20 protein-coding genes are annotated in these 23500 nt (G+C 70.4%); 4 read left to right on the top strand and 16 right to left on the bottom strand.

The features are described from left to right. Window positions 1-32: 32 nt before the first annotated feature. The 15 genes from AB0J02_RS14265 to rsmH all read right to left on the bottom strand — a co-directional run bounded on the left by AB0J02_RS14265 (window position 33) and on the right by rsmH (window position 16753). A complete protein-coding gene (locus AB0J02_RS14265) occupies window positions 33-317 on the bottom strand; it encodes a YggT family protein (protein WP_356491174.1) in 285 nt (94 codons plus the stop codon). A 73-nt stretch (window positions 318-390) separates the two neighbouring features. Beyond that, complete coding sequence (gene sepF, locus AB0J02_RS14260; protein WP_363193935.1) at window positions 391-1032, bottom strand: cell division protein SepF; 642 nt, start codon at window positions 1030-1032, stop codon at window positions 391-393. A gap of 126 nt (window positions 1033-1158) precedes the next feature. Then, window positions 1159-1887 carry a YggS family pyridoxal phosphate-dependent enzyme gene (locus tag AB0J02_RS14255; RefSeq protein ID WP_363193934.1) on the bottom strand — a complete coding sequence of 243 codons (729 nt, stop codon included), beginning with the start codon at window positions 1885-1887 and terminating at the stop codon, window positions 1159-1161. A gap of 6 nt (window positions 1888-1893) precedes the next feature. After that, window positions 1894-2634: a peptidoglycan editing factor PgeF gene (gene pgeF, locus AB0J02_RS14250; protein ID WP_363193933.1), complete on the bottom strand. Its 741-nt coding sequence runs from the start codon at window positions 2632-2634 to the stop codon at window positions 1894-1896. Between the two features lie 31 nt (window positions 2635-2665). Next, entirely contained in the window at window positions 2666-3895 is a 1230-nt protein-coding gene (gene ftsZ, locus AB0J02_RS14245; protein WP_363193932.1) for a cell division protein FtsZ, read from the bottom strand. Between the two features lie 288 nt (window positions 3896-4183). Next, on the bottom strand, window positions 4184-4996 hold the full coding sequence (locus AB0J02_RS14240; RefSeq protein WP_363193931.1) for an FtsQ-type POTRA domain-containing protein: 813 nt from the start codon (window positions 4994-4996) through the stop codon (window positions 4184-4186). Window positions 4997-5023: 27 nt separating this feature from the next. After that, on the bottom strand, window positions 5024-6112 hold the full coding sequence (gene murG / locus AB0J02_RS14235) for an undecaprenyldiphospho-muramoylpentapeptide beta-N-acetylglucosaminyltransferase (protein ID WP_363193930.1): 1089 nt from the start codon (window positions 6110-6112) through the stop codon (window positions 5024-5026). A 6-nt stretch (window positions 6113-6118) separates the two neighbouring features. Then, a complete protein-coding gene (ftsW, locus tag AB0J02_RS14230; protein ID WP_363193929.1) occupies window positions 6119-7432 on the bottom strand; it encodes a putative lipid II flippase FtsW in 1314 nt (437 codons plus the stop codon). A gap of 102 nt (window positions 7433-7534) precedes the next feature. Further along, window positions 7535-8977 carry a UDP-N-acetylmuramoyl-L-alanine--D-glutamate ligase gene (murD, locus tag AB0J02_RS14225; RefSeq protein WP_363193928.1) on the bottom strand — a complete coding sequence of 481 codons (1443 nt, stop codon included), beginning with the start codon at window positions 8975-8977 and terminating at the stop codon, window positions 7535-7537. Next, a complete protein-coding gene (gene mraY / locus AB0J02_RS14220; protein ID WP_363193927.1) occupies window positions 8959-10032 on the bottom strand; it encodes a phospho-N-acetylmuramoyl-pentapeptide-transferase in 1074 nt (357 codons plus the stop codon). The genes murD and mraY overlap by 19 nt, the downstream gene beginning before the upstream one ends. After that, entirely contained in the window at window positions 10029-11423 is a 1395-nt protein-coding gene (gene murF, locus AB0J02_RS14215; protein ID WP_363193926.1) for a UDP-N-acetylmuramoyl-tripeptide--D-alanyl-D-alanine ligase, read from the bottom strand. Before murF ends, mraY begins: the two co-directional genes overlap by 4 nt. 4 nt (window positions 11424-11427) lie before the next feature. After that, window positions 11428-13089 carry a UDP-N-acetylmuramoyl-L-alanyl-D-glutamate--2,6-diaminopimelate ligase gene (locus AB0J02_RS14210; protein ID WP_363193925.1) on the bottom strand — a complete coding sequence of 554 codons (1662 nt, stop codon included), beginning with the start codon at window positions 13087-13089 and terminating at the stop codon, window positions 11428-11430. A gap of 77 nt (window positions 13090-13166) precedes the next feature. Beyond that, window positions 13167-15128: a penicillin-binding transpeptidase domain-containing protein gene (locus tag AB0J02_RS14205; protein ID WP_363193924.1), complete on the bottom strand. Its 1962-nt coding sequence runs from the start codon at window positions 15126-15128 to the stop codon at window positions 13167-13169. Window positions 15129-15132: 4 nt separating this feature from the next. Further along, a complete protein-coding gene (locus AB0J02_RS14200; RefSeq protein WP_363193923.1) occupies window positions 15133-15771 on the bottom strand; it encodes a septum formation initiator family protein in 639 nt (212 codons plus the stop codon). A 25-nt stretch (window positions 15772-15796) separates the two neighbouring features. After that, on the bottom strand, window positions 15797-16753 hold the full coding sequence (gene rsmH / locus AB0J02_RS14195; protein WP_363193922.1) for a 16S rRNA (cytosine(1402)-N(4))-methyltransferase RsmH: 957 nt from the start codon (window positions 16751-16753) through the stop codon (window positions 15797-15799). A gap of 409 nt (window positions 16754-17162) precedes the next feature. Between rsmH and AB0J02_RS14190 the strand changes: the two genes are divergently transcribed. From AB0J02_RS14190 to AB0J02_RS14175, 4 genes are all read left to right on the top strand, one after another. Beyond that, window positions 17163-17705 (top strand): carbonic anhydrase, encoded by a 543-nt coding sequence (locus tag AB0J02_RS14190; protein WP_363193921.1) that lies wholly within the window; start codon window positions 17163-17165, stop codon window positions 17703-17705. Between the two features lie 236 nt (window positions 17706-17941). Continuing rightward, window positions 17942-18982 (top strand): MoxR family ATPase, encoded by a 1041-nt coding sequence (locus tag AB0J02_RS14185; RefSeq protein ID WP_363193920.1) that lies wholly within the window; start codon window positions 17942-17944, stop codon window positions 18980-18982. Next, window positions 18982-20376 carry a DUF58 domain-containing protein gene (locus AB0J02_RS14180; RefSeq protein WP_363193919.1) on the top strand — a complete coding sequence of 465 codons (1395 nt, stop codon included), beginning with the start codon at window positions 18982-18984 and terminating at the stop codon, window positions 20374-20376. The genes AB0J02_RS14185 and AB0J02_RS14180 overlap by 1 nt, the downstream gene beginning before the upstream one ends. Next, a complete protein-coding gene (locus tag AB0J02_RS14175) occupies window positions 20373-22802 on the top strand; it encodes a DUF3488 and transglutaminase-like domain-containing protein (protein WP_363193918.1) in 2430 nt (809 codons plus the stop codon). Before AB0J02_RS14180 ends, AB0J02_RS14175 begins: the two co-directional genes overlap by 4 nt. Before the next feature lie 135 nt (window positions 22803-22937). On the opposite strand, the gene AB0J02_RS14170 is transcribed toward AB0J02_RS14175, so the two are convergent. Beyond that, complete coding sequence (locus AB0J02_RS14170; protein WP_363193917.1) at window positions 22938-23345, bottom strand: DUF3040 domain-containing protein; 408 nt, start codon at window positions 23343-23345, stop codon at window positions 22938-22940. Window positions 23346-23500 lie beyond the last annotated feature (155 nt).

The following is a 23500-nucleotide window of genomic DNA, read 5'->3' as shown; positions in this document are numbered from 1 at the left end:
GTAGTCGTCGGCATTCGGCAAGACCGTATCGTTCACAGCCGGCTCACGACGGAGATCAGGATGTAGACGATGATCATCAGTACGAAGAAGGACAGGTCGAGCGCCACGCCCCCGAGACGCAGCGGCGGGATGACCCGCCGCAGAAGCTTGAGCGGTGGATCAGTGACAGTGTAAGTGGCCTCCAGAACGACCACCATCGGCTTGCCGGGTTGCCACGAGCGGGCGAACTGGAAGACGTAGTCCATGACCAGCCGGAAGATCAGCACGATGAGGAAACACATCAGCGCGATGTAGACCACATCCAAAACCACGCCCATGTCGGCGGTTCCCTCTCCCCTGTGTCTCGTGCTCAGTGACTGACTGTGCCAGTCGTCGAACTAATGCTGCGTCTCAGCTCTGGTTGAAGAATCCGCCCTCTGCGATACGGGCCTTGTCCTCCGCCGTGACATCGACGTTAGCAGGAGACAACAGGAACACCTTCTGGGTCACCCGCTCAATGCTGCCGTGAAGACCGAAGACGAGACCGGCGGCAAAGTCGACAAGTCGCTTCGCGTCGGTGTCGTCCATCTCCGTGAGATTCATGATCACCGGAGTGCCCTCACGGAAGTGTTCCCCGATGGTACGGGCCTCGTTGTAGGTCCGGGGGTGCAGCGTGGTGATGCGGTAGGGCTCCCGCTCGGACACGACCTTGGGCATGATCACCGGTGCGTTCTTCTCCAGGCTCTGACGTTCAGGTGTGATGGATGCCACGGGGGCGATTCGCGCGGGACGTCCGGATTCAGCGGCGAGCGAAGCGGGCTGGCGCACCGGCTCACGCTGTGCGGGCGGCTGCACTACTCGCACCGATTCGTCCGCTTCTGCGGCGCGGGAGTTGTGTGACTGATGCGACGGTTCGTGCCGTCGCCGGTCACGCTCGGGCTCCGGGTCCAGCTCGGGTTCGAAGTCGTCGTCGGGGTCGAACCCCCGGCCGTCGTACCCATCGTCCTCCACGAGGCCGAGGTAGACCGCCATCTTGCGCATCGCGCCGGCCATGCTCTGAGTCCTCCGCTCTGTGGTGGATCAGCTGACGTCAACCAAAGTGCCCGCGATCCACGTGGCCTCCCCGCCCATCAGCGAGAATGACCATATTTTCTGCTGTGGTCCGACTTATTGGCGACGTTACCCGAGCCCGGGTCGGACTCCGAGTACCGCCGTACCGACGCGCACATGTGTCGCTCCGGCCGCCACGGCCTGTTCGAGGTCCGAACTCATCCCTGCCGAGACCATGTTCGCAGCCGGATGGGCCGCGCGCAGGGCAGTCGACAAATCCATGAGGCGCTCGAACGCCGCCTGTTGCCGCCCCGCGTAGGGCCCGGTGAGGGGCGCGACGGTCATCAGCCCGTCGAGCCGCAACCCCGGAGCCTCGGCCACGCGCGCGGCCAACTCCGCTACTCCACCGAGGCCCACACCCCCTCGCTCGCCCCGGCCGTCCTCCTGCGCGTCGAGTGCGACCTGGAGGAGACATCCCAGCTCGCGCTCCGCGCGCACGGCCTCTTTGGACAGTGATGTGACGAGCTTCGCTCGATCCACGGACTGCACCAGATCGGCATAACTCACCACGGAACGGACCTTATTGGTCTGCAACTGGCCGACGAAGTGCCAGGTGAGCGGGAGGTCCGCGCACTCCGCCGCCTTGGGGGCGGCGTCCTGGTCGCGGTTCTCCGCCACGTGCAGCACGCCGAGTTCGGCGAGGATGCGGACGTCGTGCGCGGGGTAGGTCTTGGTGACCACGATCAGGGTCACGTCCTCGCGCTTGCGGCCGGCCGCCGCACAGGCCGCGGAGATACGTTCCTCCACGGTTGCCAGGTTTGCGGCGAGTTCTTCTCTACGGCCCTGAAGGTCCGTCATGTCGTATCAGTCCAGCCAGACATAGCCCGCGAGCCGGCCGGTGGCCTTGTCGCGGCGGTACGAGAAGTGGTCGTGCGACTCCAGCGTGCACACCGGCGACTGCTGCCGGTCGCGCACCCCGAGCCGCTCCAGCTGTGCGTGCACACCGGCGGTCACATCGACGGCCGGAGTGCCCCAAGTGGTCTCGGCGTACGCCGCGGGCTCGACCGCGGCGACCTCGGCGCGCATCTGCTCCGGCACCTCGTAGCACCGGCCGCAGACCGCGGGCCCGGTGCGGGCCACGATCCGGGCGGGATCCGCGCCGAGTTCCACCATCGCCCGTACAGCGGCGGGTACGACTCCGGCGATCATGCCCGAACGTCCCGCGTGCGCGGCGGCGGCGACACCGGCGACCGGGTCGGCCAGCAGTACGGGGGTGCAGTCCGCGGTGAGCACGGCGAGGGGGAGGCGGCGCCGGGTGGTGACGAGCGCGTCGACCTGCGGAATGTCGGCGTCCGTGGCCCAGGGCCCGTCCACCACCGCCACGTCGGGGCCGTGCACCTGGTTCATCCAGACGACCCGGGACGGTTCGAGGCCGAGCGCCCCGGCGGCCAACTCCCGGTTACGAAGAACGGCTTCGCGGTCGTCACCGACCGCTCCGCCGAGATTGAGCTCCTCGTACGGAGCGGCGCTCACCCCGCCCCACCGGTCGGTGAAGGCGAAGTGCGCGCCACTCGTAGAGGTCACAGCGTCGGGCTGTCCTATCACTCCGTCGACATTCCCATCGGGCTCAGGAACGTCACTTCAGGAAGTCCGGGACGTCCAGCTCCTCGGCCTGGCTGTCCGGGTAGGACGGCCGCGGGACGTGGGGCGGGTTGACCGGGGCCGAGGGGGTCTCGTGCACCGGCGCGGCCGCCTCGACCGGCTCCGGGGACTTCAGCTCCTCGCGCGGCGTGACGCTGCCGAGGCTGCCGAAGGCCGGGCGCGAGGGCTCGGAGGCCGGCGCCGGACGGGAGGCCGGTGTCGGTTCCTCGCGCTTGGCCGAGGAGGAGCCCATCACGGTGTCCCGCTTGGCCGGCGGCTGTCCGCCGTCGAACCCGGCGGCGATGACGGTGACCCGCACCTCGTCGCCGAGGGCGTCGTCGATGACCGCACCGAAGATGATGTTCGCCTCGGGGTGCGCGGCCTCGCTGACCAGTTGGGCCGCTTCGTTGATCTCGAAGAGGCCGAGGTCGCTGCCGCCGGAGATGGAGAGCAGCACACCGCGGGCACCGTCGATGGACGCTTCGAGGAGCGGCGAGGAGATCGCCATCTCCGCGGCGGCCACCGCGCGGTCGTCACCGCGGGCCGAGCCGATACCCATGAGGGCCGAACCGGCCTCGGACATCACGGACTTGACGTCGGCGAAGTCGAGGTTGATCAGGCCGGGCGTGGTGATGAGGTCGGTGATGCCCTGGACACCGGAGAGCAGGACCTGGTCCGCCGACTTGAAGGCGTCGAGGACGGAGACCTGGCGGTCCGAGATGGACAGGAGCCGGTCGTTCGGGATGACGATGAGGGTGTCGACCTCTTCGCGCAGCTCCGCGATGCCGTCCTCGGCCTGGTTGGCCCGGCGGCGCCCCTCGAAGGTGAACGGCCGGGTGACCACGCCGATGGTGAGGGCGCCGAGCGAGCGTGCGATGTTGGCGACGACGGGTGCGCCGCCGGTTCCGGTGCCGCCGCCTTCGCCGGCGGTGACGAAGACCATGTCGGCCCCCTTGAGGACCTCCTCGATCTCCTCGCGGTGGTCCTCTGCGGCCTTGCGGCCGACGGCCGGGTTGGCGCCGGCGCCGAGTCCGCGCGTGAGTTCACGGCCGACGTCGAGCTTGACGTCGGCGTCGCTCATCAACAGGGCTTGCGCGTCGGTGTTGATGGCGATGAACTCGACGCCCTTGAGACCGACCTCGATCATCCGGTTGATGGCATTGACACCACCGCCGCCGACACCGATGACTTTGATGACTGCGAGGTAGTTCTGCGGTGCTGCCACGTCGAAGGCCTCTCGCCTCGAGTTACGTGTCGTCGCCTCGCGTACTGCCGATGCGACGACTGATGTCGAATGGGGACGGTCCGAACTACTAGTCGACTGCCGACCCGAACCCTAACGGTGAAGTTTAGGGTTACCAGTGTGTCTGTTCCCTGGACTCTTCCGAACCTGACACTAAGTCGACAAGTGGCGCCCGTTCAACGAACACGCCGAACCTCCCGTTTTTCTTTTCACCCTATGTGATCAGCCGTAGCGCTGCCCAACCAGGGTGCTGGCCTGCGCTGATATGGGTCAACTACCCGAAGAAGCAGGGGCGGTGGGAACACTTACGTCGAAGTGCCGGGCCTTCGGCGCGGCTTTCATGAGGGTCATGAGTACGCGCGCCTTCGTCTCACCCTTCTCGGCACTTCCCCATACGACGACACGTCCGCCGGTGAGCTCCAGCGAGATGTCGTCGTACGAACGGACCTTGACGGTACGGGTGTCGCGGGCGACCGCCGACGGCAGCCGCCGCGCGACCCGGACCGTTTCGCGGACCAGCCGGTCCTCCCCGAAGCGTCGCAGGCTTGCCGCCGCGCCCGCTCGATCCGGTGTCAATTCCAGCCGGGGAACGCCCTTCGGCGCCTTGTCGACCGTCGCGAAACGAACGCCTTTGTGGTCCACTTCGACGAACTTGCCCGTATTTCTGGCGTCTTCGACAATCAGAACCGGCTTGCGTTCAGTCGCTTTCAGACCGATTCCGTGCGGCCAGGACCGGACTACGTCGACCGAGTCGATCCGGGGCAGTTTCCGGCGGATCCGGTCCTTGATGGCGTCCGTGTCGACGGAGACCATGGGGGCGCCGACCGGTACCGCCGCGGCCTCGCGCACCTGCGCCGGCGTGAGGACGTCCGTCCCCGAGGCCGTGACGCGCTCCACGCGCAACCACTTCGACCCGTACAGCAGCCAGCTGCCGCCCGCCACGATCAGGAGCAGCAGCACTCCGGTCACGACGAGGGCCCGGACGCTCGGCTTCCGCAGTCGGCGGGGTGCAGGGGGCGGGCCGGATTCGGACGCCTCGGCTTCGTCTCGTTCGCCGCGGTCCGCGGTGGTCGGTCCGGCCACGCTGCCCTGCCTCTGTGTCGTACGCCCCTATCGGCGTGAGTTGATCGCCTCGTACACCATCGCGACGAGCAGGTCGTCGGCGTCCCTGCGGCCGAACTCCGAGGCGGCCCGGGACATCTCGTACAGACGGTGCGGGTCGGCGAGCACGGGCAGGACGTTGCCCTGGACCCATTCCGGGGTCAGCTCCGCGTCGTCGACCAGCACACCGCCGCCGGCCTTGACCACCGGCTGGGCGTTCAGCCGCTGCTCCCCGTTGCCGATGGGCAGCGGGACGTAGGCGGCCGGGAGCCCGACGGCGGAGAGTTCGGCGACGGTCATCGCGCCCGCACGGCACAGCATCATGTCGGCCGCGGCGTACGCGAGGTCCATCCGGTCCACGTACGGTACCGGGATGTACGGGGGCATACCCGGCATCTGCTGAACCTGCGGCAGTTCGTTCTTCGGGCCGACCACGTGCAGGATCTGGATACCGGACCGCTGGAGCAGCGGCGCGACGCGCTGCACGACCTCGTTCAGGTGGCGGGCGCCCTGCGAGCCGCCGGAGACGAGCAGGGTCGGCAGGTTCGGGTCGAGGCCGAACGCGGCGCGGCCCTCGGGGCGTACCGCGGCCCGGTCGAGCATGGCGATGGTGCGGCGCAGCGGGATGCCGATGTAGCGGGCGCCGCGCAGCTTGCTGTCCGGCGTGGAGACGGCGACCCCTGCCGCGTACCGCGATCCGATCTTGTTGGCGAGGCCGGGCCGGGCGTTGGCCTCGTGCACGATGATCGGGACGCCGAGCCGCTTGGCGGCCAAGTAGCCGGGCAGCGCGACATATCCACCGAAGCCGACCACGGCGTCGGCCTTGGTGCGCTCCAGGATCTGCTCGGCGGCCTTGATGGTGCCGCGCAGCCGTCCCGGCACGGTGATCAGTTCAGGGGTGGGTTTGCGTGGCAGCGGTACGGCGGGGATCAGCCCCAGGTCGTAGCCGCGCTCCGGTACGAGACGGGTCTCCAGGCCGCGCTCCGTGCCGAGCGCCGTGATCCCCACGGTCGGGTCCTGCCTGCGCAGGGCGTCCGCGAGGGCGAGCGCCGGCTCGATGTGGCCGGCGGTCCCCCCACCGGCGAGTACGACATGCACCGAAATTCACCGCTCTCCGGACGTACGCGCCGTGGCGCGCCGTCGCATCGTGTTCCATCTCACCCGAGGCTGCCGCATGGCGAGGGCCGCCCGCGCCGCCGGCTCGTCCCGCGCGAACGCGAGGAGAAGGCCTACGGCGAACATGGTCGGCAGCAGAGCGGACCCCCCGTACGAGAACAGCGGGAGCGGGACTCCGGCGATCGGCAACAGGCCGAGCACCGCACCGATGTTGACCACGGCCTGCGCCGTGATCCAGGTCGTCACGCCTCCCGCGGCATATCTCACGAAGGGGTCCTCCGTGCGTCCGGCCACGCGGATACCCGCATAGCCTAGAGCCGCGAAGAGGGCGAGCACCGACAGCGTCCCCGACAGGCCCAGTTCCTCACCGGTGATGGCGAAGATGAAGTCGGTGTGCGCTTCGGGAAGTTGACCCCATTTTTCCACACTCGCGCCGAGGCCGGAACCGAAGAATCCGCCGGAGGCGAGGGCGTAGATGCCGTGCAGTCCCTGCCAGCACATGTCGTCGGGGCCCGCGTCGGCGCGGCCCAGGCACGCGAGCCGCGCCATCCGGTTCGGGCTGGTCTTGATGAGCATGATGCCGATCGCGCCGGCCACGGACAGGACGCCCACGAAGAGCCGCGTGGGGGCGCCCGCCAGCCACAGCAGGCCGAAGAGGATGGCCGTCAGCAGGATCGCCGTGCCCATGTCGCCGCCGAGCATGATCAGGCCGAGCAGCAGGAACGCCATCGGGACCAGCGGCACCAGCATGTGCTTCCACTGGTTCAGCAGCCGCTTGTCGTGCTTGCGCGCCAGCAGATCGGCGCCCCACAGGATCAGCGCCAGCTTCCCGAACTCACTGGGCTGCAGCATGAACGGGCCGCCGAGCGAGATCCAGTTCTGGTTGCCGTTGATCGACACCCCTATCCCCGGCACCTGCACCAGGATCATCAGGAAGACGCTGACGGCGAGGATCGGGTACGCGAGGGCGCGGTGCAGCTTCACCGGCATGCGCATCGCGACCACGAGCAGGATCGAGCCGATGACGGCCGCGACGAACTGCTTGCGGAAGAAGTACGAGCTGGAGAGGCCCATCTGCAGGGCCGTGATCATCGACGCCGAGTAGACCATCACCAGGCCGAGGCCCGTGATGAGCAGCGCGGACCCGAGGATCAGGTAGTACGCGGTGAGGGGCCGGTCCCAGGCCCGGCGGCCCTGCGCGTAGAGCCGGCCCAGCGGGTTGGCGCGCGCCCGGTAGACGCGGCTGGTCCTTCTCGGCGGGGCCGAGGGGCGCTTGGTGGTGCGGGCGCTGCTACCGGCCATTGCCGCTCCCCCACGGTAGGCCGTACGGCCGGCTCGGCCTTCGCTGGTGCGCTGCCACGTTCCCCTCCCGAGGGTGCCCGGCGTGGGCACCCGAAGGTACCGTCAGACGCCGGTGGCGCCGAGTCCGCGGACCGCTTCCGCGAACGCGTCGCCACGCTTGTTGTAGTTCGTGAACATGTCCATCGACGCACAGGCCGGGGCCATCAGCACGGTGTCCCCCGGGCGGGCGAGCCGCGCCGCCTCCTGGACCGCCGCGGACATCGCCCCAGTGTCGGTCCGGTCGAGGTCGACGACCGGTACTTCCGGGGCGTGTCGCTCCAGGGCTTCGCGGATCAGGGCACGGTCGGCACCGATCAGGACGACGCCGCGCAGCCGCTCCGCCGCGCCCGTGACCAGCTCGTCGAAGGTCGCGCCCTTGGCGAGCCCGCCGGCGATCCACACGATCGACTCGTAGGCCGCCAACGAGGCCTGCGCGGCATGGGTGTTGGTGGCCTTGGAGTCGTCGACGTAGGCGACCTCGGCGACATCGGCGACGTGCGCGATGCGGTGTGCGTCGGGCGTGAAGTCGCGCAGCCCGTCCCGTACGGCGGCCGGCTGCACGCCGAAGGCGCGGGCGAGGGCGGCCGCCGCGAGGGCGTTGGCGATGTTGTGCGGGGCCGGCGGGTGCACGTCGGAGACCTCGGCCAGCTCTTGGGCGCGCTGCTGCCGGTCCTCGACGAAGGCCCGGTCGACCAGGATGCCCTCGACGACGCCGAGTTCGGACGGTCCCGGTGTGCCGAGCGTGAAGCCGATGGCGCGGCAGCCCTCCTCGACGTCGGCCCCGCGGACCAGGCGTTCGGTGGCCTTGTCCGCGGTGTTGTAGACGCAGGCGACCTGATTGCCTTCGTAGATACGGCCCTTGTCGGCGGCGTACGCCTCCATGGAGCCGTGCCAGTCGAGGTGGTCGGGTGCCAGGTTCAGGACAGCCCCGGAGTGGGCGCGCAGCGAGGGCGCCCAGTGCAGCTGGTACGAGGACAGCTCCACGGCGAACACGTCGTACGCGTCGTCGCCTTCGAGGACGACGTCGACGATCGGGGTACCGATGTTGCCGACGGCGGCCGTGCGCAGGCCTGCCGCCTGGAGGATCGACGCGAGCATCTGCGTCGTGGTGGTCTTGCCGTTCGTGCCGGTGATGGCGAGCCAGGGCGCCGCGTCCGGGCCGCGCAGCCGCCAGGCGATCTCCACGTCACCGACGACGTCGACGCCCGCTGCCGCGGCCGCCGCGAACAGCGGCGATGAGGGCTTCCAGCCCGGGGACGTGACGACCAGTTCCGTGCCCTCGGGCAGCGTGGCCGCATCCCCGAGGCGTACGGAGATGCCTTCTTCCTTAAGAAGGACGGCCTTTTCGCGGTGGGCAGGGCTCTCGCCGCCGTCCACGACGGTCACCGACGCGCCGAGGCCGGCCAGGGCGCGGGCGGCGCTGAGGCCGCTCACGCCGAGACCGGCGACGGTGATGCTCATTCCCTGCCAGGAGCCCTGACCAGATGTCACTTCTTTGCTGCCCATCCCGCGTAGAAGAGGCCGAGTCCGACGATCACGCACATGCCCTGGATGATCCAGAAGCGGACCACCACAAGGACTTCGGACCACCCCTTCAGTTCGAAGTGGTGCTGGAGTGGCGCCATTCGGAAGACCCGCTTGCCGGTCATCTTGAAGGAGCCGACCTGGATGACGACGGACATCGTGATCATCACGAACAGGCCGCCGAGCAGCGCCAGCAGCATCTCGGTGCGCGAGCAGATCGCGAGACCGGCGAGGGCGCCACCGAGGGCGAGCGAGCCCGTGTCACCCATGAAGATCTTGGCGGGCGAGGTGTTCCACCACAGGAAGCCGAAGCAGGCGCCCATCAATGCTGACGCGACGACTGCCAGGTCGAGTGGGTCTCTGACTTCGAAACAGGCGCCCGGGTTGGTGAGGGTCTGCGCGTTGGCGCAGGACTCCTGGAACTGCCAGACGCCGATGAAGGTGTAGGCGCCGAAGACCATCACGGAGGCGCCGGTGGCGAGGCCGTCGAGGCCGTCGGTCAGGTTCACGCCGTTCGACATCGCGAGGATCATGAACAGCGCCCAGACCACGAAGAGCACGGGGCCGATCGTCCAGCCGAAGTCCTCCACGAAGGAGAGCCGGGTGGAGGCCGGGGTCTGGCCGCGGGCATCCGCGAACTGCAGGGACAGCACCGCGAAGGCGATACCGACGGTCAGCTGGCCGGCCATCTTCGCCTTGGCCCGCAGCCCGAGCGAACGCCGCTTCACGATCTTGATGTAGTCGTCGAGGAAGCCGACCAGGCCCATACCGGCCATCAGACCGAGCACGAGCAGGCCCGACAGGGTCGGGGTCGCGCCGGTGATCAGCTTGCTCAGGAAGTACGCGATGAGGGTCGCCAGGATGAAGGCGATACCACCCATGGTCGGCGTACCGCGCTTGGCGTGGTGCTCGCGCGGGCCGTCGTCACGGATGTACTGCCCATAGCCCTTGCGCGCAAGGAGCTTGATGAGCAGGGGCGTTCCGATCAGGGTCAGAAAGAGCCCGATCACGCCCGCGAAGAGGATCTGCTTCATCATCGGGCATCGACCTCGCCCTCGAGCAGCGCCTGTGCCACGCTCTCCAGGCCCACCGACCTGGAGGCCTTCACGAGCACGACGTCACCCGGGCGCAGCTCGCTGCGCAACAGGTCGACAGCCGCCTGTGCGTCGGACACGTGCACCGACTCCTCACCCCACGAACCCTCGTTATAGGCGCCCAGTCGCAACCAGGACGCTTCCCTGCCCCCGACTGCCACGAGCTTGCTGACGTTGAGCCGGACGGCCAGCCGTCCGACCGCGTCGTGCTCGGTCAGCGACGCGTCGCCGAGCTCGGCCATGTGCCCGAGCACCGCCCACGTACGCCGCCCCCGGCCCATGGCCACGAGCGCGCGCAGGGCCGCTCTCATGGACTCGGGGTTCGCGTTGTAGGCGTCGTTGACGATCGTGACGCCGTCCGGACGCTCGGTGACCTCCATCCGCCAGCGGGACAGGGAGCCCGCTTCGGAGAGCGCGAGCGCGATCTCCTTCACGGACATGCCAAGGTCGTGGGCGACGGCGGCCGCGGCGAGCGCGTTCGACACGTGGTGCTCACCGTACAGGCGCAAGGTCACTTCGCTGCACCCGGTGGGTGTGTGAAGGCTGAAGGCCGGCTGTCCGTTCTCCGTGAGCCGGACATTCTCGGCACGTACGTCGGCTTCCGGGGCTTCTCCGAAGAGCAGCACCTTCGCCTTCGTACGGGAGGACATGGCCCGTACCAGCGGGTCGTCCGCGTTGAGGATCGCGGTGCCGTCGGCGGGCAGCGCCTCGACCAGCTCACCCTTCGCTTCCGCGATCTGCGCGCGGCCGCCGAACTCCCCGATGTGCGCGGTCCCCACGTTGAGGACGACGCCGACCCGGGGGGGCGTCAGGCCCGTCAGGTACTGAATGTGGCCCTTGCCGCGAGCGCCCATCTCCAGGACGAGGAACTTCGTCTCGTCGGTGGCGGACAGCGCGGTCAGCGGCAGGCCGATCTCGTTGTTGAAGGAGCCTGGCGTGAAGACCGTGGGGGCCTTGCTGCGCAGCACCTGGGCGATCAGGTCCTTGGTGCTGGTCTTGCCGGCCGAGCCGGTCAGCGCGACCAGAGTCGCGCCGAGCCGCTCGACGACGTGCCGGGCGAGCGCGCCGAGCGCCGCCTGTACGTCGTCGACGACGACGGCGGGCACCCCGACGGGTCGCGCGGCCAGCACAGCGACGGCGCCCGCGGCGATCACGTCGGCCGCGTAGTCGTGGCCGTCCACGTGTTCACCCGCGAATGCCGCGAACAGGCTGCCGGGCTCGACCTTGCGCGAGTCGATGACGACCGGCCCGGTGACCCGGACCCGCTCATCCGGTATGTCGTACGTCTGCCCGCCGACGACTGAGGCGATCTCGGCGAGGGAGAGGGCGATCACAACTTCATCCCTGGGTTTGCTCGATGGCTTCGCGAAGCACCAGGCGGTCGTCGAAGGGACGCACCACCCCGGCGATGTCCTGGCCCTGCTCGTGACCCTTGCCCGCGACGAGCACCGTGTCGCCGGGCTCGGCCCGGGCGACGGCCGCGGCGATGGCGGCGGCCCGGTCCTCGAAGACGGCGACGTCGCCGCGCTCGTGCGCCGGTACGTCGGCGGCGCCCGCGAGCATCGTGGCGAGGATCGCGAGGGGGTCCTCGGAGCGCGGGTTGTCGGAGGTGAGGATGGCCGTGTCGGCGAACCGGGCCGCCGCGGCGCCCATCGGCATCCGCTTGGTCCTGTCCCGGTCGCCGCCGCAGCCGAGCACGATGTGCAGCTTGTTCTCGGTGACCTTGCGCAGCGCCTTCAGGACGGACTCGACCGCGTCGGTCTTGTGCGCGTAGTCGACGACGGCGAGGTACTTCTGGCCGGCATCCACCCGCTCCAGGCGGCCGGGCACCCCGGGCACCGCGGCGACGCCGTCGGCCGCGGTCTGGGGGTCGATCCCGGCGACGGCGAGGGTGACGATCGCGGCGAGGGTGTTCGCCACGTTGAAGGCGCCCGGCAGCGGCGCCCTGGCGGCGATCCGCTCGCCCTTGGGGCCGATGACGGTCAACGTCGAGCCCAGCGGCCCCACTTCGACGTCCTCGGCGCGCCAGTCGGCGTCGGGGTGGCCCTCGGCCGAGAACGTGACGACGGGGACCTCGGACTCGTCGATGAGCCGGCGTCCGTACTCGTCGTCGAAGTTCACGACGCCCAGCCTGCTGCGTGCGCGCGTGAACAGCTGTGCCTTGGCCTGGAAGTAGTCCTCCATGCCGGAGTGGAACTCCATGTGCTCCGGGCTGAGGTTGTTGAAGACGGCGACGTCGAAGACGCAGCCGTCGACCCGGCCGAGCACGAGGGCGTGGCTGGAGACCTCCATGGCGACGGCCTCGACGCCGCGCTCGCGCATGACCGCGAACAGGGCCTGGAGGTCGGTGGCTTCGGGGGTGGTGCGCTCGGACTTGATGCGCTCGTCGCCGATCCGCATCTCGACCGTTCCGATGAGGCCCGTCGAACGGACCTCCTTCAGACCGCCCTCCACGAGGTACGCGGTGGTGGTCTTGCCGGACGTGCCGGTGATGCCGAGCTGGAGCAGATCCCTGCCCGGGTGGCCGTAGATCGTGGCGGCCAGCTCGCCCATGCTGCCGCGTGGGTTCTCCACGACGAGCGGCAGGAGCCCTGCGTCCTGGACGCGTTCGGCGCCCGCCGGATCGGTGAGGGCGGCGACGGCGCCGAGGGTGGCGGCCTGCGCGGCGTAGTCGGCGCCGTGCGCGCGGGCGCCGGGGAGGGCCGCGTACAGGTCGCCGGGGCGTACCGCACGGGAGTCGTGGGTGATGCCGGAGACAGTGATCGCCGCGTCGGCCGTGGGTGTCGGGACACCCAGCTGATCGGCCAGTTCCGCGAGGGGTGTGGCGGAGACCTCGACCGGTCGCGGCGGCCCGGGGTATGTCACGGGTGCGCCCTTCTGGGTGGTTTGGGACTGATCAGCGTGTGGCACGGCGGTGAGCGTACCGGGCGCACCCCCCGCTGAGCGAAGCGAGGGGCGTGGTGTCCGGTGGTTCCCGGAATCCGAGGTGATGGTTGTCACGGGCTCTTCAAGGTGTCGTCACTGGGTGGAAGTGATCATGGTCACGGCGCGGCACGGCCGTCATGGCGGGCAGGCTGTCATGGCTGGAAAGTGACGGGCAGTCGCGCGGACTTGGCGCCCGTGGGCGGGACTTGGAGGGTCTTCAGGGCGAACTCCATGACCTGCTTGTAGATGGGGCCGCAGATCTGGCCGCCGAAGTAACTCCCCTTTGTGGCGTTCTGGATGGCGCAGTAGACGGTGACGCGCGGCTTGTCGGCGGGCGCGAACCCGGCGAACGACGACGTGTACCCCTTGTAGCGGCCGGTGGCCGGATCCACGCGGTTGGCGGTGCCCGTCTTACCGGCGACGCGGTAGCCGGGGATCCGGGCCTTCGTGCCCGTGCCTTCCTCGTCGTCGACCACGGACTCCAGCATCCGCGCGACCGTCTTCGCCGTCTTCGTGCTGACGACGCGGGTCTCCTTGGGCCTGGGCGCGGGCGTGAACCGGCCGTCGGCGCCCTTCGCGCCGCGCACCAGGGTCGGTTCGATCCGTACGCCGCCGTTGGCGATGGTCGAGTACACGGAGGCCGCCTGCATGGCGTTGATGGAGAAGCCCTGTCCGAACGGGATCGTGTACTGCTGCGACGTCGACCACTTGTCCGCCGCCGCGAGGATGCCGGAGGTCTCGCCGGGGAAGCCGAGACCGCTCTGCCGCCCGATGCCGAACTTGCGCAGGTACGAGTAGAGGGTCTGGTTGGCCTTCGGTTGCGTGGAGCCGAGCTGGCCGGTCGCCAGGATCGTGCCGATGTTGCTGGACTTGGCGAGCACGCCGTTGAGCGTGAGGTGCCAGGTCGGGTGGTCGATGTCGTCCTGGAAGAGCCGGTCGCCGCGGTGCAGCCGGTTGGGCACGGTGACGTGGGTCAGCGGCGTGGCCGCGTTCTCCTCCAGGATCGCCGCCATCGACATGACCTTGGCGGTGGAGCCGGGCTCGTACGCGTCCTGCAGCGAGGCGTTGCCCAGGGCCGTGGCGTTGGCCTGCGACAGGTCGTTCGGGTCGAAGCCGGGCGCGTTCGCCATGGCCAGGACCTCGCCGGTCTGCGTGTCCTGCACTATCACGTAGCCGCGGTCGGCCCCGGACTTCTTCACCTGCTCGGTGATCGCGTCCTGCGCGGCCCACTGGATGTCACGGTCGATGGTCAGCTCCACGTCGGAACCGGCCACCGCGGGCTGCTCGGTGCTGCCGGCGGTCGGTACCTGCTGGCCGCCGGACTGGGCGTAGCGGATCTTGCCCGCCTTGCCGGACAGCTCCTTGTTGAGCTGCTGCTCGACGCCGCCGCCGCCCTTGCCGTCGGCGTTGACCCAGCCCAGTATCCCGGCGGCGAGGTCTCCATTGGGGTACACGCGCTTGCTGCTGGGGTCGGCGAGGACGCCGGACAGGACGCTCGCCTCGCGGCCCTCGGCGTTCGCCTTGTCGTTCAGCGTCGACCTGAGGTCCTTGATCTGCTTCCAGACCTGCGGTGTCTGCCGCGCGGCGAGCCGCACGTACCGCGTCTTCTTGGTCTCCAGCTTCTTGGCGAGGGCGTCCGCGTCGATCCCGACGATCGGTGACAGGAGCGCCGCCGCCTGCTCGGGCGCGTCCTTCACCTTGGTGATCTTCTCGGTGAACATCGTCGGGTCCGCGGTGATGTCGTACGCGTCCACGCTCGCCGCCAGCGCGACCCCGCTGCGGTCGGTGATGCCGCCGCGCTCGGCGGCGATGGTGTGGCTGACGTAGCGATTCAGCTCGGCCTTGGCCGCGTACGCGCTCGCGTCGACGCCCTGCACCTGGAGGAGACGGACGACGAAGACCATGAGGACGAGCGTGAGGCCCAGGCTCACCATCCGCAGCCGGGGCCGCGGACTGCCCAGGCGCAGTGGAGTGCCGGACTTGGCGGGCGCGGGGCGCGGGCGCCGTACAGCGGGGCGCGCGCCTGGTCCCGGGCGCCGCTGCGCGGGCCGGCCCGTTCTGGCGGGGCGCGCGGGTCCTGGCACGCGGCGGCGCGGGGGCTCCCTGTCGGTCATGGCGTCACCTGCCGGAGTTCGAAGGAGCGGGGTCCGTGGGCGTCGCCGAGGCGGCCGAAGCCGGCTGTTCGGGCGGCGAGGCGGTGGGCGATGCGGTGGGTGTCGTCGACGGCGCCGCGGTGGGCGAGGCGGCCGGGGTGCTCGGGGACGCACCGATCATCTCGGGCGGCGGGGGCGCCTGCTGACCCGTCGGCGCGGGCAGTGCGGCCGGGCTCGGCATCCCGCGGACGGTGCCGTTCGGGCTGAGGAACGCGGGGTCGCCGCCCGCGACCATGCCGAGTTCACGGGCGCGGCGCTGGAGGGCGTCGGGCGCCGAGTAGGAGTCGACGTCGCGCTGGAGCTGCTGCTCGTCGTCGGTCAGCTCGGTGGTCTGCTTCTTGAGCCTGCTGAGCTTGAACGATCCTTCGTTGAGCGACGAGTTGAGCATCAGCAGCGTGATGAGCCCGCCGCCGAGCAGCAGCACGACGAGGAGGACGAACGGGGCGCGGGCGGCCTGGGCGCCGCCGGACGGGGCGACCGGGAGGAGCCGCGCCAGCCGGGCGGCTCTCCCGCGTGGTTCGCGCGCGGAGCCCCTGGTGGACTTCTTGGACCCCTTGGGCCCCTTGGAGTCCCTCGTGTCTTTCGAGCCGCTCCTGGCGGTCATGACCACCTCTCCACGCGCGCGTGCCTCACTCGGTGATCTCCTCGCGGATGCGCTGCGCACCCCGCAGCCGTGCCGGGGCCGCCCGGCGGTTCTCGGCGACCTCTTCCTCCGTGGGGAGTTCGGCACCGCGGGTGAGCAACTTGAGCCGGGGCTGGTAGCGCTCGGGGACGACGGGCAGGCCGGGCGGCGCCGTGGTGGCGGCGCCGGCCGCGAACACCTGCTTGACCAGCCGGTCCTCGAGCGAGTGGTACGACAGGACGGCGATCCGGCCGCCGGCCGCGAGCGCCCGCACGGCGGCCGGGACGGCCCGCTCCAGAACGCTCAGCTCGCCGTTGACCTCGATGCGCAGGGCCTGGAAGGTGCGCTTGGCCGGGTTGCCGCCGGTGCGCTTGGCGGCCTGCGGGAGGGAGTCGCGGATCAGTTCGACGAGCCGGGCGCTGTTGCTGAACGGTTCCTTCTCGCGCTCCCGTACGACGGCCGAGACGATGCGCTTGGCCTGCTTCTCCTCGCCGTACTGGCGCAGGATCCGCACCAGTTCGCCGGGCGCGTACGTGTTGAGGACCTCGGCGGCGCTCATCCCCGTCGTCTGGTCCATGCGCATGTCGAGCGGCGCGTCCTGCGCGTAGGCGAAGCCGCGGTCGGCCTCGTCGAGCTGCATGGAGGAGACACCGAGGTCGAACAGGACGCCCTGGACGCGGGGGATCTCCAACCGGTCGAGAACCTCGGGCAGTTCGTCGTAGACGGCGTGCACGAGGGTGGCCCGGTCGCCGAAGCGGGCGAGACGCTCGCCGGACAGGCGCAGCGCTTCCTTGTCGCGGTCGAGGGCGACGAGGTGGCACGAGGGGAACGTGGCGAGCAGGGCCTCACTGTGGCCGCCGAGACCGAGCGTGCAGTCGACGACGACGGCTCCCGGCTGGGCGAGTGCCGGGGCCAACAGGTCCAGGCAGCGCTGGAGCATCACCGGAACATGTCGCTGACTCAAAGGGCCCTCTCAGGTCCGGCGGGCGGCCGTACGCACTGCCGGGTCCCCGCCCGCTCATGAAGGGGATGGTGGTCCGTCGGCGCCGGGGAAGTGACGCCGGCCGACCGGAGCGGGAGGAGGCCGAGCCGTACGTACGCGCCGCGCACGCGGGGAGCGTCCGGCAGCGCCGGGATCTCCGTGTTGCTTCGTTAATGGGGTTCGGCGTCACTTTAGTCCACGGCGCCCTTCGGTCAATCAACCGGCCTGCGCGTCGCGGAGCGCGTCGGCCCAGGGCCGCATATCCCGTCGTTTCACCCGTTCGGCCGCGGTCCGCACACCCCTGTGGGTTAGCTCACAACAAGGCTCGATCACGTTCTTTGTCCCCTCTCACAGCAGGCCGGAGAGGTCCGCGCACATTACCGTCGTCACCATGACGACTTCCGCATCCCGGCCGTCCGAAGACGCCATATCCGACGACGGCACCGTGACCGACCGCCTGGTCGAGGCGAACGAGCGGTACGCCGCCGCCTTCAGCGACCCCGGCATGGACGCGCGCCCCGTGTTGCGCGTCGCCGTCGTCGCGTGCATGGACGCGCGCCTCGACCTGCACGCCGCGCTCGGCCTGGAGCTCGGCGACTGCCACACCATTCGCAACGCGGGTGGCGTCGTCACCGACGACGTGATCCGCTCGCTCACGATCAGTCAGCGCGCGCTCGGCACCCGCAGTGTGGTCCTCATCCACCACAGCGGCTGCGGCCTGGAAGGACTCAGCGAGGAGTTCCGGCACGAGCTGGAGCTGGAGGTCGGACAGCGCCCGACCTGGGCCGTCGAGGGGTTCCGGGACGTCGACCAGGACGTGCGCCAGTCCATCCAGAAGGTGCGGACCTCGCCGTTCATCCCGCACACCGACGACGTGCGCGGCTTCGTCTTCGATGTGAAGTCGGGCCTGTTGCGGGAGATTCAGCCCCACTGACCCCCCATTGAACCGAGAACGCGGCTACGGGCATGCCCTCAAAAGGTCGTAAGCCCCGACATATCGCGGCCAGTTATCCACAGGCGAGTGACACGAACAGGTAACGCCAACAAGAATGCGGGTGTGGCACCTCGCGCGAGCGACGGAACTTTTCGCGCGTGGTGTCCGTGTTTCGGGGTGGGCCGGTCCGCGTCACAGAGCGTCGGCCCGGGAAAGTACGGGCCGAGGAGGGCCGGGTGACGACCTATGACGATCGAGCGAGCCTCACTGATCTGACCACCACTGCGGAGCGTGTCCGCAGGTCGGTGGAGGGTGTGATCGAGGGCAAGCCAGAGGTCGTACGGCTTTCGCTGACGGTGCTGCTCGCCGAGGGGCACCTGCTCATCGAGGATGTGCCGGGCGTCGGCAAGACGATGCTCGCCAAGGCGCTGGCGCGGTCCATCGACTGCTCGGTGCGCCGCATTCAGTTCACGCCCGACCTGCTGCCCTCGGACATCACCGGTGTGTCCATCTGGGACCAGCAGCGCCGGGACTTCGAGTTCAAGCCGGGTGCGATCTTCGCGCAGATCGTGATCGGCGACGAGATCAACCGCGCGTCGCCCAAGACCCAGTCCGCGCTCCTGGAGTCCATGGAGGAGCGCCAGGTCACCATCGACGGCACGACGTACGAACTGCCGAGCCCCTTCATGGTCGTGGCCACGCAGAACCCGGTCGAGATGGAGGGCACCTACCCCCTCCCCGAGGCCCAGCGCGACCGCTTCATGGCCCGTGTCTCCATCGGCTACCCGAGCCCGGAGGCCGAGCTGCAGATGCTGGACATCCACGGTGGCGCCTCGCCCCTGGACGATCTGCAGCCGGTGGCGCACGCCCACGACATCGTGAAGCTGGTCGACGCCGTGCGCACGGTCCATGTCGCCGACGCCGTACGGCGCTACGCGGTCGACCTGGTGGCCGCCACGCGCACCCACCCGGATCTCAGACTCGGCGCGTCACCCCGGGCGACGCTGCACCTGCTGCGGGCGGCCAAGGCCTCGGCGGCGCTCAGCGGCCGGGAGTACGCGCTGCCGGACGATGTGCAGGCCCTGGCCGTCGCGGTGCTGGCGCACCGTCTGCTGCCCACCGCACAGGCTCAGTTGAACCGGCGGACGGCCGAGCAGGTCGTCCTCGACATCCTGCAGCACATCCCGGTCCCGGCGGCCGACACCCGCACCGCGCAGGGCTACCACTCGACTCCTCCCATGTACGGCCAGCAGCCGCCCGGCGCCCGGAGGCTGTGATGGCGGCAGGGGGGCACTACGCGGCGGACCCCGGGGGCGGCTTCACGGACGGCGACGGCGCGACGAACGACAAGGGCGACAAGAGCGGCCTGCGCACCGCACTCGCCGGGCTGACCACGCGTGGCCGCTCGTTCCTGGCCGCCGGTATCGCCGCGGCGATCTGCGCGTACGTCCTGGGACAGAGCGATCTGCTCCGGGTCGGTCTGCTGCTCGCGGCCCTGCCGCTGGTCTGCGCGGGCGTCCTGTACCGCACCCGCTACAGGGTCGCGGGCAGCCGCCGCCTCGCCCCCGCGCGCGTGCCCGCCGGTTCCGAGGCGCGCGTACATCTGCGGATGGACAACATCTCGCGGCTGCCCACCGGCCTGTTGATGCTCCAGGACCGGGTGCCGTACGTGCTCGGTCCGCGGCCCCGCTTCGTCCTCGACCGCGTCGAGGCGGGCGGCCGCCGCGAGGTGTCCTACCGGGTCCGCTCGGACCTGCGCGGCCGCTATCCGCTGGGGCCGCTGCAACTGCGGCTCACGGACCCCTTCGGCATGTGCGAGCTGACCCGGTCCTTCTCCACGCACGACACCCTGACGGTGATCCCGCGCGTGGAGCCGCTGCCGCCGGTGCGGCTCTCCGGTGAGGCAAAGGGCTACGGGGACGGGCGGCAGCGATCGCTGGCGCTGGCCGGCGACGACGACGTGATCCCCCGCGAGTACCGGTACGGCGACGACCTGCGCCGCGTCCACTGGCGCTCGACGGCACGCTACGGCGAGCTGATGGTGCGCCGCGAGGAGCAGCCGCAGCGGGCCCGCTGCACGGTGCTGCTCGACACGCGCGGTGCGGCCTTCCAGGGCGCGGGCCCCGACTCCGCCTTCGAATGGGCGGTGTCCGGCGCGGCCTCCGCCCTGGTGCACATGCTCGAACGGGGCTTCTCCGTGCGGCTGTTGACGGACACCGGCAGCGCGGTGCCGGGCGAGGGCACGGACGGGTTCGCGGGCGCCAGTCAGGAATCGGCGGACGCGGCGGGCCTGATGATGGACACGCTCGCCGTCGTCGACCACTCCGACGCGTACGCGCTCTCACCGGCCTACGACGTCCTGCGCGGGGGCAACGAAGGACTACTGGTCGCCTTCTTCGGCGACCTGGACGAGGAACAGGCCGCGGTGGCCGCCAAGATGCGTCAGCGCAGTGGCGGCGCGGTCGCCTTCCTCCTGGACAGCGCCTGGTGGATCCAGGGCCCGGGGGCAGCCGTCTCGCAGCAGTGCGCCGAGCGGCTGCGCATGCTGCAGGAGGCGGGCTGGACCGCGGTGGTCGTGCCGCCCGGCGCGTCCGTCGTGGAGATGTGGCAGCAGGCGGACCGGGAGCGGGCGGGGACATCGGCCCCGAGCACCCCAGGGGGTTGGTCATGAGCGGCGGTGCCCGTCTGTCGGTCTGCGCGACCCTGGCCACGTTCCTGGCCTCGTGTGCGCTGCTCCCCCTCGTCGAGAGGTCGACCTGGATCATGCAGGCCGCGATCCTGCTGGTGATCCAGGCCGCTGTGGGCGCGGCGACCCGCAGGGTCCCGCTCGCGCGACCGCTGACCGTCGCCGCCCAGGCCCTGGTCTCCCTGCTGCTGCTCACCCTCGTCTTCGCACACGACCAGGCGCTCGGTGCGATCGTTCCCGGCCCGGACGCCTTCCGGCACTTCGGGACGCTGCTCCAGGCCGGCGGTGACGACGTCGGCCGGTACATGATCCCGGCGCCGCTCTCCGACGGCATCCGGCTGATGCTGGTCGGCGGCACGCTGGTGATCGGGCTCCTGGTGGACACGCTCGCGGTCACGTTCCGCAGCGCGGCCCCGGCCGGACTTCCGCTGCTCGCGCTGTACTCGGTCGCCGCGGGGCTCTCCGACGGCGGGACCGACTGGCTGTGGTTCCTGTGCGCGGCCGGCGGCTACCTTCTGCTGCTGCTCGCCGAGAGCCGGGACCGGCTCTCGCAGTGGGGCCGGGTGTTCGGCGGCACCGGGCGCCCGCCCGCCGGGACGCCCGGCGCGGACAGCCGCGGCGGCGGGGGCGGCGCGCTCGCCCCGGTCCGCACCGGCCGCCGCATCGGCGTCCTCGCACTGGGCATCGCCCTGGTCGTACCGCTCGCGCTGCCCGCCCTCGACGGCGGTCTCCTCGGCTCCACCGGTTCCGGTGTGGGCAACGGTTCGGGGGGCGGCGGCACCATCTCCGCCGTGAACCCGCTGGTCTCGCTGCAGAACAGCCTGAACCAGCCGGAGGACCGGACGGTGATGTCGTACCGGACGAACGCCGAGCGGACGTCCGACATGTATCTGCGGATCGTCGCGCTCGACGAGTTCGACGGCACGACCTGGCGCCCCTCGGTCCGCAGCATCACCGATGTGCCGTCCACACTGCCGGGTCCGCCGGGGCTCGGCGCGGACATCGGCAGGACGGAGATCACGACCCGTATCTCGGCGGCCGACTGGTACGCGCAGGACTGGCTGCCGATGCCGTATCCCGCGACGAAGGTGTCGATCGACGGGCGCTGGCGGTTCGAGCAGGTCGGCCGGACCCTGGTGGGCGACCACGGGCAGACGACGCGCGGGAAGTCGTACAAGGTCACCAGCCTGATCGTGCAGCCGACGGCCGAGCAGCTGGCCAACGCGGGGGCACCGCCGAAGGACCTTTCGCGCGAGTTCACGAAGGTGCCGGACTCGCTGCCGGACGTGGTGCGCTCGACCGCCCTGCGGGTCACGGCGGGCGCGGCGAACAACTATGAGCGTGCGGTCAAGCTGCAGGACTACTTCGCGGTCAACGGCGGCTTCACGTACAACACCGAGGTGCAGGCCGGCAGCGGTTCCGCCGCCATCGCCCGCTTCCTGAAGCAGAAGGAGGGCTTCTGCGTCCACTTCTCCTTCTCGATGGCGGCGATGGCCCGCACGCTGGGCATCCCGGCGCGTGTCGCGGTCGGCTTCACGCCCGGCGCGCCCGCGGGTGACGGCAGGTACTCGGTGGGCCTGCGCGACGCGCACGCCTGGCCGGAGCTGTACTTCGAGGGCGTGGGGTGGACCCGCTTCGAGCCGACGCCGAACCGCGGCACGGTCCCGGAGTACACGCAGGACAACACCCCGGCGGGCAATCCGAGCAACCCGGCCGCGCCGAGCGCGTCCGCCTCCTCGGCTCCTTCGGCCGCCCAGCCCTCGTCGTCGGAGAGCTGCTCGTTGGCGCAGCGCAAGGACGGCAGCTGCGGCAACACGGCCCCGGCGGCCGCGGGCGGCTCGACGGACGACGGCCCGCCGCTCGGCATGATCCTGCTGGTGACCCTGGCCGCGCTGCTGATCCTTGTGGTGCCGCTGCTGCCGATGCTGTGGCGCAAGCGCGTCAGGGCGCGGCGGCTCGGTTGCGCCGGCCGCACGGAAGCCGATGCCGCCGCGCGCACGCTGGAGGCCTGGCGTGAGGTGACGGACACCGCGTGGGACCTCGGCATCGGGCCGGACGACGCCGAGACCCCGCGGAAGGCGGCGGCCCGGATCGTGCGGGTCGGGCAGCTCGACGCGCCGGCCGCGGAGGCCCTTCACCGGGTGGCGGCGGCGGTGGAGCAGGTGCTGTACGCGCCCCGGCCGGTGCCCGTGCCGGGCCTCGGCGAGGACGTGCGGCGGCTGTACGGCGGGCTGCACGCGAAGGCGGGCCGTATGACGCGGCTGCGCGCGACGCTCGCGCCGCGCTCGGCCGTTCGGGTGGCATGGGCCCTCTCGCACCGCTGGGAGTCGTTCACCGCGCGGCTGCGGGCCCGTTGGGCGTCGGCGCTGGAGAGGCACTCCCGCTCCCGCCCATCGAACCAGGAGGGCTGAGCCCCGAAGGCTCCGGCCACCCTCACGGTGGCCGGAGCCTTCATCCGGTCAGGGGCCCTTACGCAGAAAGGGTGACCGCCCAAGGCGGTCACCCTTCACGCACGTGAGTACTCCTGGCTGCCGCGGCGAAGCCGCTCAGCGGCCGCCACCCTGCTCGTCGCGGCGACGCTGCCAGCGCTGCTCGATCCGGTCCATCATCGAGCGCTTCGGTTTGCTCTGCCGTCGGGCGGCCGGTGCGCCTGGCACCGCTCCCGCCGGCTGTTCGCCCGGCTTGGGCGCCTTGCGCCAACCTGTGACGGCGAGCACCGCACACCCCAGCATGACGAGGAACCCCACCACACTGATCCAGATCTGCTGCGCGACCATACCTGCCATGAGGAGCGCGATACCCACCAGGAAGCCCGCGACTGCCTGGTAGACCCGACGTCGGGTATATGTACGCAGCCCGCTTCCCTCAAGCGCTGTCGCGAACTTGGGATCTTCGGCGTACAACGCTCGCTCCATCTGCTCGAGCATTCGCTGCTCGTGCTCCGAGAGCGGCACGGAGTCCTCCTCATCGTGCAGTCGCCGGGGCGACCGGGGGTCCCCTTCAGGATAGGCAGGGAATCGCCCCCGTGAAACCCGCCCCTCTACGCCAACTTCACCATTCCGGACCGCGCCACGCCGCTCCGGCTCACTAGGCGTCATTCCCCAGCGGC

It is taken from the genome of Streptomyces sp. NPDC050264, from assembly GCF_040655895.1.
In the GTDB taxonomy this organism is placed as follows: Bacteria; Actinomycetota; Actinomycetes; order Streptomycetales; family Streptomycetaceae; genus Streptomyces.
Note: the sequence above shows the minus strand (reverse complement) of the source record. Positions and strands in the feature narration are given on the sequence as shown.

Excerpts from the sequence above, each read along its gene's own strand:
- AB0J02_RS14265 (WP_356491174.1), bottom strand. The coding sequence starts at position 317 with ATGGGCGTGGTTTTGGATGTGGTCTACATCGCGCTGATGTGTTTCCTC.
- sepF (WP_363193935.1), bottom strand. The coding sequence starts at position 1,032 with ATGGCCGGCGCGATGCGCAAGATGGCGGTCTACCTCGGCCTCGTGGAG.
- AB0J02_RS14255 (WP_363193934.1), bottom strand. The coding sequence starts at position 1,887 with ATGACGGACCTTCAGGGCCGTAGAGAAGAACTCGCCGCAAACCTGGCA.
- ftsW (WP_363193929.1), bottom strand. The coding sequence starts at position 7,432 with ATGGCCGGTAGCAGCGCCCGCACCACCAAGCGCCCCTCGGCCCCGCCG.
- murD (WP_363193928.1), bottom strand. The coding sequence starts at position 8,977 with ATGGGCAGCAAAGAAGTGACATCTGGTCAGGGCTCCTGGCAGGGAATG.
- mraY (WP_363193927.1), bottom strand. The coding sequence starts at position 10,032 with ATGATGAAGCAGATCCTCTTCGCGGGCGTGATCGGGCTCTTTCTGACC.
- AB0J02_RS14205 (WP_363193924.1), bottom strand. The coding sequence starts at position 15,128 with ATGACCGACAGGGAGCCCCCGCGCCGCCGCGTGCCAGGACCCGCGCGC.
- AB0J02_RS14200 (WP_363193923.1), bottom strand. The coding sequence starts at position 15,771 with ATGACCGCCAGGAGCGGCTCGAAAGACACGAGGGACTCCAAGGGGCCC.
- AB0J02_RS14190 (WP_363193921.1), top strand. The coding sequence starts at position 17,163 with ATGACGACTTCCGCATCCCGGCCGTCCGAAGACGCCATATCCGACGAC.
- AB0J02_RS14180 (WP_363193919.1), top strand. The coding sequence starts at position 18,982 with ATGGCGGCAGGGGGGCACTACGCGGCGGACCCCGGGGGCGGCTTCACG.
- AB0J02_RS14175 (WP_363193918.1), top strand. The coding sequence starts at position 20,373 with ATGAGCGGCGGTGCCCGTCTGTCGGTCTGCGCGACCCTGGCCACGTTC.